Annotated in this window: 18 protein-coding genes and 1 riboswitch; of the genes, 1 reads left to right on the top strand and 17 read right to left on the bottom strand. The window is 42.2% G+C overall.

The window, feature by feature from the left end; genetic code table 11:
• Positions 1-582 precede the first annotated feature (582 nt).
• On the top strand, positions 583-1572 hold the full coding sequence (locus RTX25_RS11190; protein ID WP_312653694.1) for a tyrosine recombinase XerC: 990 nt from the start codon (positions 583-585) through the stop codon (positions 1570-1572).
• Positions 1573-2637: 1065 nt separating this feature from the next.
• Here the strand turns inward: RTX25_RS11190 and RTX25_RS11185 are convergent.
• The 17 genes from RTX25_RS11185 to deoD form a co-directional block, all read right to left on the bottom strand.
• Positions 2638-3165, bottom strand: a complete 528-nt coding sequence (locus tag RTX25_RS11185; RefSeq protein WP_312653692.1) for a cob(I)yrinic acid a,c-diamide adenosyltransferase — start codon at positions 3163-3165, stop codon at positions 2638-2640.
• A 14-nt stretch (positions 3166-3179) separates the two neighbouring features.
• Positions 3180-3962 carry an ABC transporter ATP-binding protein gene (locus RTX25_RS11180; RefSeq protein WP_312653690.1) on the bottom strand — a complete coding sequence of 261 codons (783 nt, stop codon included), beginning with the start codon at positions 3960-3962 and terminating at the stop codon, positions 3180-3182.
• Positions 3959-5017: an iron chelate uptake ABC transporter family permease subunit gene (locus RTX25_RS11175; protein ID WP_312653688.1), complete on the bottom strand. Its 1059-nt coding sequence runs from the start codon at positions 5015-5017 to the stop codon at positions 3959-3961. The genes RTX25_RS11180 and RTX25_RS11175 overlap by 4 nt, the downstream gene beginning before the upstream one ends.
• 9 nt (positions 5018-5026) lie before the next feature.
• Positions 5027-5998 (bottom strand): ABC transporter substrate-binding protein, encoded by a 972-nt coding sequence (locus RTX25_RS11170; RefSeq protein WP_312653686.1) that lies wholly within the window; start codon positions 5996-5998, stop codon positions 5027-5029.
• Between the two features lie 20 nt (positions 5999-6018).
• On the bottom strand, positions 6019-7065 hold the full coding sequence (locus RTX25_RS11165; protein WP_312653684.1) for an aminotransferase class I/II-fold pyridoxal phosphate-dependent enzyme: 1047 nt from the start codon (positions 7063-7065) through the stop codon (positions 6019-6021).
• Position 7066: 1 nt separating this feature from the next.
• Positions 7067-8044 carry an adenosylcobinamide-phosphate synthase CbiB gene (cbiB, locus tag RTX25_RS11160; protein WP_312653682.1) on the bottom strand — a complete coding sequence of 326 codons (978 nt, stop codon included), beginning with the start codon at positions 8042-8044 and terminating at the stop codon, positions 7067-7069.
• The gene (locus RTX25_RS11155) at positions 8025-9521 is read right to left on the bottom strand and encodes a cobyric acid synthase (RefSeq protein WP_312653680.1); all 1497 of its coding nucleotides are present in this window, start codon (positions 9519-9521) and stop codon (positions 8025-8027) included. The genes cbiB and RTX25_RS11155 overlap by 20 nt, the downstream gene beginning before the upstream one ends.
• 13 nt (positions 9522-9534) lie before the next feature.
• A complete protein-coding gene (locus tag RTX25_RS11150; RefSeq protein WP_312653678.1) occupies positions 9535-10116 on the bottom strand; it encodes a histidine phosphatase family protein in 582 nt (193 codons plus the stop codon).
• Positions 10113-10865 (bottom strand): adenosylcobinamide-GDP ribazoletransferase, encoded by a 753-nt coding sequence (gene cobS, locus RTX25_RS11145; protein WP_312653676.1) that lies wholly within the window; start codon positions 10863-10865, stop codon positions 10113-10115. Before cobS ends, RTX25_RS11150 begins: the two co-directional genes overlap by 4 nt.
• Positions 10862-11434 carry a bifunctional adenosylcobinamide kinase/adenosylcobinamide-phosphate guanylyltransferase gene (gene cobU / locus RTX25_RS11140; RefSeq protein ID WP_312653674.1) on the bottom strand — a complete coding sequence of 191 codons (573 nt, stop codon included), beginning with the start codon at positions 11432-11434 and terminating at the stop codon, positions 10862-10864. The genes cobS and cobU overlap by 4 nt, the downstream gene beginning before the upstream one ends.
• On the bottom strand, positions 11425-12192 hold the full coding sequence (locus RTX25_RS11135; protein WP_312653672.1) for a hypothetical protein: 768 nt from the start codon (positions 12190-12192) through the stop codon (positions 11425-11427). The genes cobU and RTX25_RS11135 overlap by 10 nt, the downstream gene beginning before the upstream one ends.
• The gene (locus RTX25_RS11130; protein WP_312653670.1) at positions 12179-12712 is read right to left on the bottom strand and encodes an ECF transporter S component; all 534 of its coding nucleotides are present in this window, start codon (positions 12710-12712) and stop codon (positions 12179-12181) included. The genes RTX25_RS11135 and RTX25_RS11130 overlap by 14 nt, the downstream gene beginning before the upstream one ends.
• Positions 12681-14084 carry a cobyrinate a,c-diamide synthase gene (locus tag RTX25_RS11125; RefSeq protein WP_312653669.1) on the bottom strand — a complete coding sequence of 468 codons (1404 nt, stop codon included), beginning with the start codon at positions 14082-14084 and terminating at the stop codon, positions 12681-12683. The genes RTX25_RS11130 and RTX25_RS11125 overlap by 32 nt, the downstream gene beginning before the upstream one ends.
• A gap of 87 nt (positions 14085-14171) precedes the next feature.
• Positions 14172-14362: riboswitch (cobalamin riboswitch) on the bottom strand.
• A gap of 87 nt (positions 14363-14449) precedes the next feature.
• The gene (locus tag RTX25_RS11120) at positions 14450-15259 is read right to left on the bottom strand and encodes a methyltransferase domain-containing protein (protein ID WP_312653667.1); all 810 of its coding nucleotides are present in this window, start codon (positions 15257-15259) and stop codon (positions 14450-14452) included.
• A 19-nt stretch (positions 15260-15278) separates the two neighbouring features.
• On the bottom strand, positions 15279-15485 hold the full coding sequence (locus RTX25_RS11115) for a helix-turn-helix transcriptional regulator (protein ID WP_312653665.1): 207 nt from the start codon (positions 15483-15485) through the stop codon (positions 15279-15281).
• 12 nt (positions 15486-15497) lie between these two features.
• Positions 15498-15974, bottom strand: a complete 477-nt coding sequence (locus RTX25_RS11110; RefSeq protein ID WP_312653663.1) for a DUF2975 domain-containing protein — start codon at positions 15972-15974, stop codon at positions 15498-15500.
• A gap of 135 nt (positions 15975-16109) precedes the next feature.
• The gene (gene deoD, locus RTX25_RS11105; protein WP_312653661.1) at positions 16110-16817 is read right to left on the bottom strand and encodes a purine-nucleoside phosphorylase; all 708 of its coding nucleotides are present in this window, start codon (positions 16815-16817) and stop codon (positions 16110-16112) included.
• Between the last annotated feature and the right edge of the window lie 272 nt (positions 16818-17089).

The raw sequence follows: 17089 nt of genomic DNA, 5'->3' as shown, positions 1-17089 counted from the left end.
TTAATTGCTATAACTTATTCTGTATCTATATTAGCACATGATTTCAATTTGAAACCCCGAACTTCTTCGGGATTTTGGCACTTTTTCGTTCAATTTTGAGGAAATTCGAACACACACCATATCCATAATCATTTAATATATTTGATGTTTATATATAAAAATATTTCGAGAGAACTATATATTTCGAGATAATCAGTAAGGACCGAAAATGAGCTCACAAAAAGCTGGTGAACAAAACTGTATAGAATCAATAAATCATATTTCGAACAGCTGACGTTAAACCGTAGGAAGCAGAGCTGTGATTTTGAGACCAAGTCTGTTAAAGAATATTTACGTGTAGAATCTTCAGCAGATTAAACAACAGATCTGGTATCATGTTGTACATATCGTTACGCTGCAGATCGTTAATCGCTTCAAATCTGGGAGAGAAGAGGGATATTCTTGTAAATATCACTTTAAATAATTTATATTCGCGAAATGTTGATTTCGCGAATATAATACGCTATAATTAGGATAGAGAAGTTAAAATATGGATTTTCAGCTAAAATCGCCCTTCTGAAAACCACAAAAAGGATGATGATTATGAGCGACCAAAATAACATAAATTATGAAGTTTATCCAGAACGCGTTTTAGACTTTCTGAATTACTCAAGTACAATCCGTGGTAAGTCAGACAGCACGATTGAAGCTTATGGTTATGATCTGGGTCTGCTCTTCAAGTTCCTGAAAATGCATCGCAGACTTGTTCCTAATGACATTCAGTTTGATGATATTCTGATACACGATATCGATGACGATTTCCTGCGTAAAATATCTCTTTCCGAAATATACGCATTTTTATCCTATATGGATAAAAAACGTAATAATTCAGCTTATGCTCGTGCCAGAAAAACGGCCTGTATCAAAACTTTTTTTAAATACTTATCCGTCAAAGCCCGTATCCTAGACAAAGATCCAACTTTAGAACTAGAAAGGCCTAAAATCAAGAAAAGGAATCCCGTATACTTAACCCTTGATGAAAGCCTTAAGCTTCTTAGATCGATGGATAAGGAAAATATAAATTTCAAGCGTGACTACTGTATACTGACATTATTCCTGAACTGCGGTATGCGTCTATCTGAGCTTGTAAGTATCCGTATCAGTAAAATAAAAGATGATACATTATCCGTTATCGGTAAAGGAAATAAAGAACGTGTTGTCTATTTAAACCATGCATGCATCTCCAGCATCAAAGAATATATGACCGTACGAAGTAAAGTCGATGTTAATGATGAATATAAAGATTATCTTTTTCTGTCCACCCACCGAAGACCAATTAACAAAAGATCCGTAGAAGTATTGGTTAAAAAACATGTTCAAGGTGCCGGTCTTTTGGATGAAAAATACAGTCCTCATAAGCTCAGACATACCGCTGCCACATTAATGTACAAGCACGGTAAAGTTGATATCAGAAGTCTACAGATGATTCTTGGACATGAAAATGTATCCACGACTCAGATTTATACCCATGTAGATAATGAATCACTTAGAGAAGCCGTTAAAGCTAATCCATTATCTGAAGAAAATGAATAAATTTGACCGAGTCACAAGCTATGTGACTCGGTCATCTATCTATATGTAGTATTAATTTGATTATACTAACCGCAACATGTGGAAAATTCACTGAATTTGATCCATTTAATTTACATAATATGTGATATGTAATAATTCTATCTCTTCCCCTCTCCTTCCCTCTTTGAAACAATTTCAGTAAATATATATTTTATACTAAGAAATAGATTTGAACTCAAGTAATTTCTTTAGGGCATATCTATTCTCTTGTATGACTCAAAATCATGTCCATTCAGATTTGTATAAATACAAATCATTTTACAATAATCACTATAATCTAATTAGGATTGTGTCCGTTATACACGGACGTACAGATCAATTTTATTCCCTTTCCAGAAGACAAGAACTGTCAACTTTCTCTATTTATCTTTTCTAAACAAAAACAAGCAAGCATTATCATGAAGATAACACATCCGTATTTTTGCTTTTATATGAAATTATGAAGAAGCAGAATCCGCAGTAACAACTTAATTAGATAGATGAAGCATCTGATTAAACATAGAATGACGAGTAATAATCACACTAAAAATCCACTGCTTTGACAGGTGAAATTGGTACAGATTGAATTTGAGCCTGCAATATGAAGTAAAATACCTGAACCATATACTGCAATCATGGAGTTCAGATCTTGATATTATGGAAATCATTTTAACCGATTACTTGTCTATGAAGTACCTGGCAAAGAAACTGGATTTGGCAGATGGAATAATGAAGTTATCCATCAGAAGATTCGCGCAGTCCAATGATTATAATCGCTACTGCGAGGAATACCATACAACTGTGCCTATATTGCAGCTTTCTTTAACATACTTATATTTGTTAGGCATTTGATCGTGAAAAACATAGAGATAGAGTTAAATAAATGAAACGGAAGTACAAGAGCTTAGGAACATAAGACTGAAATCACTTCAATTCCGTATTTTGTCTTTATTGCATGCTATATCCAAAGATTTCTAAACCATTTAATTTCCTACTTTCACTATAACTGCAAAAATGAGCTTCGGATTTCCATCCGAAGCCTTTTCTTCAGTATTCAATTCCTTTTCTTGAAAGCACACCAGAGTCGTAATAATGCTTCACTTTTTTCATTTCTGTCACAAGATCAGCCAATCCGAGCAGTTCCGAAGAAGCATTTCTGCCGGTCAGTATCATTTCCGATTTTACCTTTTTCGATTTCAGCAGTTCAATTACAGCATATTCTTCAATAAGACCATGATGCATTGCTGCCATGATTTCATCCAGTACGATCACATCGTAATTGCCGTCTTCAATCTTTACAAGAAGATCTGCCCATTCCCTTCGCGTACGACTTCTCATTTTAGTCTGCTCATCTTCTGGGAGGGTATTGAAAAAACGGGTGGTCTCTGCAACATTCAGATGTTCGATATAGGGATTTTCCATCATGCTGATCAGTTCTCCAGTCTCAATACCTTTAAGAAACTGTACAAACAGGATTTTTCTCTTTCTGCCTGCTGCCCGAAAAGTCAGCCCAAGTGCTGCTGTGGTTTTTCCTTTACCGTCACCGGTATAGATATGTATGAATCCTTTATTCATTTTACTCTCCTTTATTACATAACTGTTGATGGAATAACATGGGGTTTCCCAGAAATCGGATTGCTGATGATTATACACTCCATATCGAAAAGAGATTTCATGGACCTCTCATTGACCACAAGCTCAGGCGATCCGACCTGCATGATTTCTCCCTGATTCATCAGAATAAGCGAATCGCTGAATTCCGATGCCAGATTGATGTCATGGAGAACTGCAAGAACGGTAATTCCCTTGGATCTGCAGAATCCCGCAACGGTCCTCAGTATGGTAATCTGATGATGTATATCAAGATGGGAAACAGGCTCATCAAGAAGCAGTATATCCGTATCCTGAACCATGGCTCTAGACACTATTGCTCTTTGGAGCTCGCCTCCACTGAGGTGCCTTATGGATTTATCTTTCAGTTTCCATGTATCCGTGATTTCCATGGCAGTTTTTGCCTGTTCAAGGTCATTAACCCCTTCCGTTTCGAACCGCTTAAGGTAAGGCGCCCTGCCCATGAGCACCATATCCAGTACAGTGAAGTCAAAATCCATATGGGTTTCCTGAGGAACAGTGGCAATGCGTTTTGAAAGATCCCTGATCGATACCAAGCGGATATCTTCCCCATTCAGATAGATACAGCTGCTGTCCGGTTTAATGATTTTCTGAAGATTTTTCAAAAGCGTAGTCTTTCCCGATCCATTGGGTCCGATGATACTGTAGAACAGTCCCTTCTCAAGGGTTATCTCGATGTGTTTAAGTGCCGGGTAGTCTCCATAACTGAAGCTCAGATTTTTGATCGATACTGCCGTCATGACGATGTCCCCCTTTTTTTCGTTTTATTGAGCAGGAAAATAAAATATGGCGCACCGAAGAGTGCTGTGATTGCACCTACCGGGATTTCCATGGGTGCAAGAAGTGTTCTTGCTATGGTGTCGCAGATGATCATAAACACTGCTCCCCCAAGGGCGGAAAACGGTATGAGCACACGATGATCAGGTCCAAGAAGCAGCCTTACAGCGTGAGGTACGATGAGGCCCACAAATCCGATGATTCCGCTGGAAGAGACGATGAAAGCGATCATGAGTGAGGAAACCATAAGCAGTATTTTCTTAGCTTTATCGATTTCAACTCCAAGATTGTGTGCGGTGTCATCACCTGCCATCATAAGGTTTAAATCTTTGGCGAAGATCATAATGATCATTGTGCCGGAAAGGACAACAGGTAGAAGATACCCCACCTGTTCCCACCTTGCAGCAGAAACAGAGCCCATGGTCCAGAAGATGATGCTGTCTGCCTGATCTCTATTGAAAATCATAAGCACCGAGATCACCGCCGAAGCCATGGAGCTAACGGCAACTCCTGCAAGAAGTAGGGTGACAGAAGGAATCCTTGTTCCGACTCTTGCAATCTGATAAACACAGACTACCGTGAGGACTGCTCCCAAGAATGCTGCGAACTGGACGGACAGATATGCTCCGAAAACTGATGCACCACCGAATACAATGGCAATACTTGCACCTAAAGCGGCTCCGGATGAGACGCCGACGATATAAGGGTCCGCCATAGGATTTTTGAACATCCCCTGAAACACTGCGCCCACAACAGAAAGCCCCATTCCGATCACAGCAGAGAGTATTATTCTTGGCAGCCTGATATTCATCATAATGGTCTCATGATTTGACAGTGTCTCCTCTTTGACGAATGCTTCACCAAAAACAGGGATATTTCTGATCAGAATTTTTACAGCGGTAATAAAGGAGATATCTGCAGCACCCTGAGTGCTGACAAACACGCCAAGAACAATCACCGCAAACAAAACAGCAAAGAAAAGCGATCTGTAAAAACCCCGTCTTTCAATAAAACTCATCACATTCTCCTATTTGAACGCATCAGGATGTATGATTTCTGCCAGAGCTTTGAAGCCTTCCGCAATTCTTGGTCCCTGACGATCGATCATATTGCTGTCAATTTCGAATACATTGCCCGCTTTCACCGCACTTAAGTCTTTGTATCCATTCGCTTCAATCAGACCAGCTTTTGTCTCATAATACTTGGAGACGATAACAATTTCAGGATCGTGCTCAACGATTTTTTCCAGACTGTAACTCCAGCCTTCAACATCATCGGCAATATTCTCACCGTTGGCCATTCTGATCATTTCACTGATAAATGTCCCGCCTCCCGCTGTAAAGTCACCAAACTCGCCATATCCCACCACATAATATACCGATGGCGCACTAAGGCCTGAAACCTTCTCCTCTACCTCAGCGACTGTCTCTTTCATCTCATTGTTCAGCTTGTCCGCATTTTCACTGAGATCCACAATTTCTCCAAGCACTTCGATCACGCTGTACACGCCAGCGAAACTGTCATTGGGGTTAAGCACGACAACCTTTATGCCCAGTTCATTCAGCTTCTCGTAGACATCATCACTGAAATGAGTAGATGCTATGACAAGGTCAGTTTCAAGTTCAACGATTTTTTCGATATTGGGTTCCTTCAGCGTACCCACAGAGTCAACACCTGATACTTCAGCCGGATAGTCGCAGTAATCTGTTCTTCCAACAAGTAGTCCTTCTGCACCAAGTGCGAACACGGTTTCTGTTATGCTTGGTGCCACAGATACGATCCGTTCAGGCTTTTCTTCAATTACCACTGTGTTTCCAGCTGAATCTTCTATGGTCAGGGGATAGACTGTATGCTCATCTTCAGCAGTCTCTTCCTCTACAGGCGTCTCCAAATTTCCAGAGGCTACCTGATCATTCTCTCCATTTTTTACACCGCATCCTGAAAGGATACCCACGGTCAGTAAAGACACCGTTAATAAGCTTATAATTTTTCTTTTCATTTTTTTATCACTCCTGTTTATTATGTAATTTCTTTAAGTAACGATATGAGTTTCATATTTGATTTTCTGTCCTTGATGGCGATCCTGAATTCATGTTCGCCAAGTCCGGTGAACCCTTCAGGCAATCTGATCAGAAGTCTATCCTTAAGGAGAATCTCCTGAATTTCCACAGCAGTATACTTTTTTGATGACACCAGTATAAAATTTGATTCGGTGGTCAGAAAAGTATACTGCGTAAGCTTTTTCAGTTCATTCATCATAAAAGCTCTCTCTTCTCTGATCCATTTTCTTGTTTCCTCCTGGTACTTTCTGTCATAAAGCACTGTCTGCCCTGCAAGATCTGCAAAAGTATTGATATGCCAGGGTTCCATCAGCCAATTGACCCTCTGTCCAAGTTCTCTGTTATGGAAAACCCCATAACCGAGCCTTATACCAGGCATCCCGTAATACTTTGTCAGTGCCCTAATGATGATGAGATTATCCATTCTTTCATCAATGATGCTTGAGCCCGGATAGTCCGATGTGAATTCTATGAAGGTTTCATCCACCATCAGGTAACCTTCACGGGATTTCAGAACTTCCAGCAGTTTAAGGAAATCATCTCTCGGGGTCAGTGTGCCCGTAGGATTGTTCGGATTGCACAGAACAACCAGGGTACGCTGAGTAATGACATCGATGAGTGCCCCTGTCCTTAGTCTTCCGCAGCGGTCATACAGGATCACTTCATTGAACCTGAGCCCTGACAGCTCTGCAGCCCTTCTATATTCAGAGAATGTTGGTGCTGCAATGATCACACTCTCTACAGGCAGTGCCTGCATGGCCTTGTAGATGACTTCTACTGCACCATTGCCAAGAACGATAGCCACTTCATCCTCACTCTTCTCTATATAGTCATGGATGGAACGGGTCAGTTTGCGATACATTCTATCGGGATATCGGGTCACAGAGGACAGTTCACCAAGCAGCACTTCTTTAAAGCTTTCTGGCACCCCTAGGGGATTGATGTTTGAACTGAAATCCGTCATCTCATCTGTATATCGATAGATATCGCCACCGTGATAATTCATTTTAGACCCCTCCTTTCATGTATACCCTAATGATGGCACCGCTGATGCCAAGAAACAGCACAGCTGCAGTCTGCATCATTCTGTTTGTCCTTCTGATATCCTCAGGTTGCGGTTCTCTTTTTCTTATTCCGATATAGGGTTTATGTACGAGCCTGCCGGAATATATGGAGCTGCCACCCAGCTGGATACCTAAAGCCCCTGCTGCCGCTGCCTCTGGGTGTCCCGAATTTGGACTTTTGTGATTTCTGCAGTCTTTTCTCCATGTCCTGTAGCTTTCTTTTCCTGAGTAACCCAGGAGATATGAAGAGGCAACCATAAAAAGCGCGGTCAGTCTTGCAGGGATGTAGTTGAACAGATCGTCCATCTTCGCCGAGACATACCCAAAGTACCTGTATTTATCACTGGTATAGCCCACCATTGAATCTAAGGTGTTTACAGCTTTATAGGCCCACATAAGAGGCGCACCACCTATGAGTCCATAGAAGAGAGGCGCAATCACACCATCAGAGGTGTTTTCTGCAACGGTTTCCACAGTCGCCAGAATAACGGATTCGAAGCTTAGGTTCCGGGTATCTCTGCCTACAATATAGGAGAGCCTTTGCCTTGCCTCATCTATGTTCTGACTGCAGACTGCATGATAGACATTCATGCTTTCTTTTTTCAGTGATTTCGCTGCGATCCCCATCCACAGGAGAGCGATGTTTACTGCCTGGTAAGCCAGCGGGTGGATGGTGAGTGCGATCATCATAAGGCCGATTACAGATAATAATGTGACTGCTATGGTACTGATCCACAGGAGAAGTCCCTTGGCTTTTCCTTTAGCCTCTGTATCAGAAATGTTGTTTAACTTCGCCTCAAACCGGTCAATGTAGTATCCGATTGCCATTACAGGATGACGGAGATTCTGAGGATCACCAAAGGTGAAGTCCAGGATCAGGGCCGCTGTGATAACCCTGAAATCAGTTGTGAAGAACAGCATATAGAGCCTCCATGTCGATGTTTTTCCGTACGGTTTCCGCCAGTCTTTCGAGTTCATTTTCACGATGCACCCAGAAATCAGGTATGTTCTCTTCATGGGGTATGAATCCTTTTCTTAAACAGATATAGGAAAGTAGCGCTTTAGTGAAACCTGCATTGTCAAATATCCCGTGAAGATAAGTACCGAGGACACCATTTTCTTTGTCGAGCACGCCCTCAGAAGTCTCGATTATCTGAGCATTGTTTCTCTCTGTCAGTCGATTAAGCGGTACATATTCGACGCCATGCTCACTCTCGCCCATGTGGATTTCATACCCTCTGATTTTTGCATCAGTTAAATAGCTGTTCCCGCTTACAAGAGATGTCTTCTTCACCTCCCTGAATGTGGTGACCATATCGATGAGATTCATCCCCTCAGTCTCTTCCTCATCGGACTCTACACCATGTCTGTCGATGATCTTCCTGCCCAGCATCTGATATCCTCCACATATGCCCATGACGACAGTTCCCGCTTCATGACAGGCGAGTATCTTATCCTCCATACCGCTAGCTTTGATGCTTTTCATCGCTTCTACAGTAGACTTCGTTCCAGGGAGAATCAGAAGATCCGGCGTACCAAGCTCATCGCCTAGATCAGCAAAACGGAGGTTGACGTCTCTGAAAAGGGATAAAGGCTGAAAGTCTGTAAGATTGGAAAGATATGGAAGTTTTATGATGACCACATCAAGCCTTGACCCGCTGCCTCTTGAAAACTTCGACCAGTCGACCACACTGTCCTCATCATCAAGATCATGGCTGAAGTATGGCACAGTTCCGAGCACTCTTATGCCAACGAGCTTTTCGATCTGTTCGATACCAGGCTGAAGAAGAGTGATGTCTCCTCGAAACTTGTTGATGATGATTCCTTTTATTCTCTTCCTTTCCTTTTCCGTGAGCAGCATGACTGTCCCGTAGATGGAAGCGAAGACGCCACCACGATCGATATCTGCCACAAGAATTACAGGTGCATCAACCATTTCAGCGAGGCCCATATTGACGATATCGTCCTCTTTGAGGTTGATTTCCGCGGGACTTCCTGCACCTTCAATGACGATGATGTCACTTGACTCCATAAGCCTGTCATACGCGTCCATGATGACTTTTTTCAGTTCAGATTTGTGAAGAAAATAGTCCTTGGCATTCATGGACTCATAAACCCTTCCCATCACAATGACCTGAGACATCTGGTCTGTGGAGGGTTTCAGTAGAATAGGATTCATTTCGACACGAGGCGCAATTTTACAGGCTTCAGCCTGAAGGACCTGAGCACGTCCCATTTCATATCCATCCATGGTCACATGGGAATTGAGAGACATGTTCTGGGATTTAAAGGGAGTAACCCGGAATCCGTCTTCGGTAAATATTCTGCACAAAGCTGCAGTGAGGATACTTTTTCCGACGGATGATGAGGTCCCCTGAATCATGATGTTTCTATTCATTTGTGATTCTCCTCTATACATTTAGTCTGTTGATCGTGCAGTGGTCCTCATATCGTTCAAGGATGCTGTATTTTCCAAGAAGAAAGTTGAAATTCCAGAAAAGACTGTCACTGTCAGAGAGGAACAGGGAGACAAGGAGCTGGAGCACACCTTTGTGCGCCACAATCAGCATCGTTCCCTCTTTCTGCATAAGGATCTCTTCATAGAATCTCCTTACTCTGGTGTAGAATTCGGTGTATTTTTCGCCTTCCGGAGGAGCTGTATTTCGATAATCCGCAGACCACTTTCTGAACTCTTCAGGATCTCTTTCACTGCACTGTCTGAAATCCAGTCCTTCCCACCGTCCAAAATCAAGTTCGCTGAGTTCATCAAGTACATAAGGCATTCTTTTATCTGTTATGAACCTGGCTGTATCTACGCACCTCTTCATGGGACTTGTGTAGATCTCATCAAAATTGACCTTTGAAAGAGATACGCCTAATGCCTTGGCCTGAAGAATACCCTCCACATTCAGCGGGCTGTCGGTTTTCCCGAAATATACACCAAGACCGTTAAAATCCGTTGTTCCATGCCGGACGAAATAATATGTTGTCACAGAAGATTCACCCCTCTTTCAATCAGGATGTATATTGGAATATAGGTCAGTTCGGCCATCTCGTTCAATGCGCCCAATGTGTCACCAGTAAGACCGCCGAGTATCTTATCCAGGCGCAGCCTGAAGAGCGCAGTGAGTACAAGTGTTATACCCAATGCCGCGATCCCGTTTAACCCAAGGAAAGCGAATGTGATGAGCATTCCGAGAATACCTGAGGCAACCGATTCGATGTCTTCTGTTCTTCCGATGAACAGATTACCAAGACCATCCTCCCTCGCGTAGCGTGACCCTAGCAGCATAACGCTTATGGCTGTTCTTCCTGCTACGGGTAGAACAATCACCATTAACATAAATAGACTGCTTTCCACTTTAATTAAAAACTGGTATTTGACGAATATCGTAAAGATCAGAGCCAGAACGCCATGGGTACCGATACGGCTGTCCTTCATGATGAGAAGCATTTTATCTCTGCTTCTAGCTGAAAGAATACCGTCCATAGTATCTGCAAGACCGTCAAGATGAAGGCCGCCCGTTACGGCTGCTGCAGAGAAGATCATAATGACTGCAGACACTTCTCTTCCGAAATATCGCTCCGCGGCATAGGTGGGTAGGCTGACCATGATCCCGATAACAAGACCGATCAGCGGAAAAAACACGACACCGCGGCTAAACTTCCTCCGATCAAATGGGACTTCCTTCCTAATCGGCACTTTTGTAAACAGCTGAAGCATCAGAAGAAAAGTGTTCATGATTTGTCTCCGCCTTTGATCATCATTGGTATACCCGATACGACCAGATAGACCTCATCCGCTTCTTTTGCGATCATCTGATTGATTCTTCCTGCCATATCTCTGAAGTATCTTGAAAATGCGGTTTCCGGAACAAGTCCCATCCCGATTTCATTGGTCACCAGAATAAACCGGTCTGTGATACTTCGCCCGGAGCGAAGCAGTTTCTTTATCTTAAGGATTGTCTCAGATTCAAATGTGCGCCAGAATTCTTCATTAACTTCTTCTTCGTTGAAGCTTTCAATGGAGAAAAGAAGATTTGTCAGCATCACAGTGACGCAGTCAAGTAGAATTCCGTCATAAAATATACCTGATTCAGACAGTTTCTCAGCTAGATGGTCATAAGCTTCCAAGGTTTCCCATGTTTCTGGTCTCTGATTCTTATGCAGTCTAATCCTTTCTTTCATTTCCTCATCATAGGCAACTGCTGTGGCAATATACAAAACATCGGTCTTGTTCCACATTATATTTTCGGCAAAAGTGCTTTTACCGCTTCTTGCACCACCTGTGACTAAAGTGATTATTCCCAATTGTTCTCACGTTCCTCTCCGCATATAAATTCTCCGATGATCACCATCGGGATTGCGAGGTCTTTCTTCAGCTGTTCCAGATGGTCTCTATGAAGAGTGATGAGTGCTGATGTTGCGGGTCCAGCTGAAGTATAAATATCATGAGTATCTGTATCCCCTTTTTCAAAAATCAGACTGGACCTTTGCTCAAGTTCCGATATTTCATGAATGATTCCGCCTGAACCCGCCGGTATGATCTCATGAATATAATCCTTACCGAGTATTTTTTTCAGCGCCTTAAGACTGAACCGACCGGCTTCATCACCATCTAGTACACCCTGACCACAGACGGGTAGGCCAACTGCCACGGCAACATCATCTTTCCGAGTTTCAGGAAACTTGAATTCCTTTGTGCTGATTCTGCCTAGGAGCGTAAGTCCCATTCCTGAGGATATAACATGGATATTCTCTTCAGTGCTTCCAGTGATTTCGACTCTATCGTGAAGATCGAAAATCTTTAGCGCATCTCGTATACCATGTATAATTTCGCATCCAGTCGGATCCATTTCCACAGACAAGGTATTGGAGAGAAAAAAGGGATAAACCCCAATGGACAGCATTTCCATTAATGCAACCTGAGCTGTGTGAAAGCCTAATGTCCTTGGATCTGTCGTGATGATGTCTCCTGATTTATCGCCAATACCGCCCGCACTGTCGCAGGATATGACAAGATAGCTTTCCTCATCCCACGGAATCAGATTCAGATCACGATACTTCATGTGTTTTCTCCTGTCTCATATAACGTACGACTGTGCGGTAAAGGAGCAGTCCGCCCAGGACATTCACTGCTGATGTCAGTGTCAGAGGCACAATCAGCGCATAAAACATGATTTTACCTGAAAATCCCAGACCCATGAGTGACGCGACATAAGCTGCGCCTAATGTGCTCACAGGTCCGTTGAATAAAACACCTGCTGCTGCTGCCATGATCTGATTTACGTTTTTCGCCAGATAGCCAAAGAGACCTACAGTGACGCCCATTGAACATGCAACGAAAAGGTGAAGGGGAAGCGTCATGGGAAACCCACTGGTCAGAGCAGTCAGAATGTGTCCAGAAACTCCTATTGCCGCACCAGGCAAAGGTCCCAGCATAAGTGCACCATAATAGGCTGGAAGTGCATCCAGGGCAATAGACCCCTGGATCTTGATGAGTGATCCCAGGTAACTTAATGCGATAAGAAGACTCATCTGTACAAGCATCTGGTTTTTAGTCTGTTTTCTGATTTGTAATGTTTTCATTTCTTGACCTCCTCGATTCATATATATCCCTCGCGATTGACTTAACCGCTTCAAGATTGCTGTAAAAATGGATGTGTACATAAGCACCATGAACGTTCCCTTTCCTTTGTCCGCATTTCCAGCTTACTGGGTTTCCCAGTTCTTTGGGCTTGCTCAGTGAAAGAGACAGAGATGTCTCAGCTGGACCCGTCCACCTCGAATGATGAAATTCATGCCCCTTGAAATTAATTCCTGTTTCAGTCCGCACTTCAGCATATCCGAACTGCTGAAGGGATTTAGTCATTTTGCAGTATCCATCAAAGAACCCTGTCATTTTATGGAACTTTCCTTCGGAGTCTTCAATTCCTTCCATAAGATACATATATCCACCACATTCGGCATAAGTGTCTATGCCTCTATCAAGTGCAGCCCTTATGGAATCAAGAAAAGTTCTGTTACTGGATAATTTCTCACCATACAGTTCAGGATATCCGCCTCCAATATAGATCGCATCGAGATTATCCGGGAGCGTACTGTCATGGAGAGGGCTGAAAGGAATAATTTCAAATCCCATGTATTCGAGAAGCCTGATGTTGTCTTCATAGTAGAATGAGAACGCTTCATCTCTCGCTACTCCAAGTTTCAGATCTTTGCAGATATTTTCAAGAAACGCTCGTGGATCGATAGAAATATTTTGAGGTACTTCTTCATAAACTTCAGATACTTCTTCAAGAAGATCCAGATCGATGTGCTGTTCGATAAATGAAGCAGCCTCGTCCATGAGACCATCGATATTCTCGATTTCCTCCTGCTGAAATAGTCCTAAGTGGCGAGAAGGTACTTTGAGCTTAGGATTATTCGGCAGATATCCGAGACAGGGAATGCCCGTTGTCCGTGTGATGGCTTCCTCGATCAGTCTGAAATGGTATTCTGAAGACACATTATTTACAATGATCCCTCTTATGGGGACGTTACGGTCATATTCTTTGAATCCCAGAACAACAGCTGCAGCTGAAGCTGCCATATGAGATCCATCCATAATGAGAATGACCGGTGAATGAATGACCTTGGCCAGATGAGCAGTGCTTCCTGTAGATCTCTCATCACCCAGACCATCATATAATCCCATAACACCTTCAATTACAGCGAAATCTCCTTCATTTCTGTGTAGCCCATAGATAAATTTTGTATTTTCTTCTCCGGTCATCCATAAATCCAGATTGACGGAAGCTCTTCCTGTAGCAGCATGATGAAAACCCGTATCTATATAGTCAGGACCGGTTTTAAATGGAATTACCTTTCTGCCCCTTCTTGCCAGTGCTCTCATTATGCCCATGCTGATCGTTGTTTTTCCCACTCCGCTGCTGATCCCTGCAATTATCACCCGTTTCATGTAAACCTCCAAAAAAATAAACACATGGAATAATCCATGTGTTTTTTGCAAAAGAAAAAACTCACAAACCTCCCTCCGAAGCTATGAAATATTCATACTACGATAGGCAGGTCTCCTGACTTACAGATCTTCTTACTCTCTTCACCTTCCCGAGCATTGCTCAGTGGTTACTGAAGATTTCATCCCTGTACACAGTAGCGGGGGCTGTAGAGGATTCAAACCTCTTTCCCTTTTAAATCTCTGCTTGATGCAAAGATACCTAAAGTACTATTCAGTTTTAATTTATATTCTTAGTATAGTGGCATTGACTACATAATGTCAAAGGGATTATTTGATCAAAAATGAATAAAAAAGTATCAGCTCTTTTATTTCATGGATGATTTTGCTGTAACATACAGCAGATGATTGCTTCTCCCAATCATTTCCGGCTTTTCACAGATATGGTAATGATACTTCAGATACTGATCATAGGACTTCTTGTCCAGAGTATTGATTTTATCCTCCAAAAGTTCTGATACGCCATCTGAAGCGATCTCATGAAGTGTACTAAGCCCTGCACCAGCTAGAATTTCTCTGCACTCCTCAACAGTATAGAATACAAAAGGGAAGTTTTTCACTTTGAAGCTTTCATGATCATAAGAATCATCGGTAAAGAAATCATTTCTGTAACTGAACTCTGTAAGAATAACCATGTCATTGCTGATAAATGATACAAAAAGCTTTCCCTCAGGCTTGAGCACTCGTTTTGCCTCACTCAGACACAGGTTCCGATATTCCATGTTTTCAATGTGGTAGAGCGGCCCAAGCAGAAGAACAGCATCAAAAGATGAATCTTGATACATCGAAAGATTGATGGCATTCCCCTTTATCAGCTTAAGTTCCATATCATTTCGGATTTTCTTCTCAAAAGCTCTTATATTTGACTCTGATAATTCCAGTGCATCAACAGAAAAGTTCCGTTTTGCAAAATAAAGACTGTACTCACCGGCGCCGGCACCGATATCCAGAATCTTCATTCCTTCCTGCAGGTATTTTTCAATATAGCGGACAGTTGTCAGAAACTCCACTCTTGCAGCCTGTGACCCGTTCAGCCGCGTATCTTCATTGAAAATCTCATATGTCGCTTCAACTCTCCTGAATTCATCATCGATTTTTCTGATCTGTTCAAAATCCATATACATTACCTCTCTCACTTTAATTTTCTCTATACTCGAGGATATCCCCTGGCTGACAGTCCAGCGCTTTACAGATTGCTTCAAGAGTCGAGAATCTGACAGCTTTGGCTTTACCTGTTTTCAGATTCGAGATATTGGCCATGGTAATTCCGACACGCTCTGAAAGCTCTGTAACACTCATTTTTCTTTTTGCAAGCATTACATCCAAGTTTACGATTATACCCATTATATCCCCTCCTTAAACAGTGAGATCATTTTCTTCTTTGATCTCCAATGCCTTACGTAAAAGTTCCTCCAAAATGCCGCTGATCAGACCCAGCATAAGAGATGCGAGCATAATGATTATGGCAAGCAGTCCTATTCCAGGTGAAATATCGACCAGCCTTGAAAGCACGATGGTTCCAGCAAGATACATGGCTGAAATGACAAATGCACTGTTTCTGATGTTTTTCAGATGCTGAACAGATTTACGCGAAAACGCGTCATTCACTGCTACTCTTCTGCTGAGCCTGAGTCCTTCAATTATGGCAAAGAGAAAGGGAACCAGCGTCACATAGATTCCTGCAAGAAGCGGCCATTTCAGATAAGCCCACTCAGGAGCTTCTTCTGCAAAATAAGCCGCAGTATCGGGCAGCCAGAATATGGATAGCAGCACTATGCAGAGCGTAATAAACAGGACACCGATCTGGAATAAGGAAATAGACATTCTTTTCATCAGTACACCAACTTTCATAAATTTTATTTATTATATTCATATCATAGCATTAAATTTATCGATTATCAATAAATTTTTATTAATTAACTAAAAAGAAGAAGTGCTCAGCACTTCTTCTTTAACCTTCTGATTGAATTATGCCATTGCTACTGCGGTCTCCAGTGCAATCTTCATCATTTCCTTGAATGTTTCCTGTCTTTCCTGGGCTGTTGTTTCTTCTCCGGTAATCAGACTATCTGAAACTGTAAGTAATGTCAGCGCATTGACGCCTGCAAGAGCGGCCTCAGTATATAGTGCTGCAGCTTCCATTTCCACACCTAGTGTTCCTGCATCCATAAAGAGCTTTGCTGCCCCAGTTGTATCATAGAAGATATCTGAGCTGAGGACATTGCCTACATGAACGTCGATACCCAGTTCTTTTGCTTTGGTATATGCAGTGTGCAGAAGTTCAAAACTTGCGGTAGCTGCGAAGTCCATACCTCTGAATCTGTTCTTATTGATCGATGAGGTCGTTGAAGCTGAACTGGCCAGGATAACGTCTCTAATCTTCACATTTTCCTGCATAGATCCGCAGCTTCCAACTCTCATGAGGTTCTTGACCCCATACTCATGGATCAGTTCATGCACATAGATGGAAATTGATGGAATACCCATTCCTGTACCCTGTACAGATACTTCTAAACCCTTATATGTGCCTGTATAACCCAGCATACCTCTGACATCATTGTACTGTTTCGGATTCTCCAGAAATGTTTCTGCAATGAATTTCGCTCTTAGCGGATCACCTGGTAACAGAATCGTCTTGGCGATATCGCCTTTTTTTGCTCCAATATGTGTTGACATAAAATCCCTCCAAATCTGTTATTATGAAAGTGCTTTCCCTTTACATTCGTATAAAGGGGGTGTCACCTTCAAATATATTATCTCTCTTATTTTAACATGTCTAGCTGAGAATAGGTTAATGGAAAGAAAACATCTGGAGAAAAATTCTGCCCCATCTGTCGGAATGAGTCGGAAATGGAGATGGATAAAATTCAGAAACACATCGTTAATATTAGAACTTAGTGTAAAATTATTGTTGGTTAAAAGAAAAAAGAGAATAGCTCTAACCGTGT

The sequence above is a fragment of the Proteiniclasticum sp. genome (genome assembly GCF_032054185.1).
Lineage (GTDB): Bacteria > Bacillota > Clostridia > Clostridiales > Clostridiaceae > Proteiniclasticum.
The sequence above is the reverse complement of the archived record's forward strand: the minus strand, read 5'-3'. Positions and strand labels throughout refer to the sequence as shown.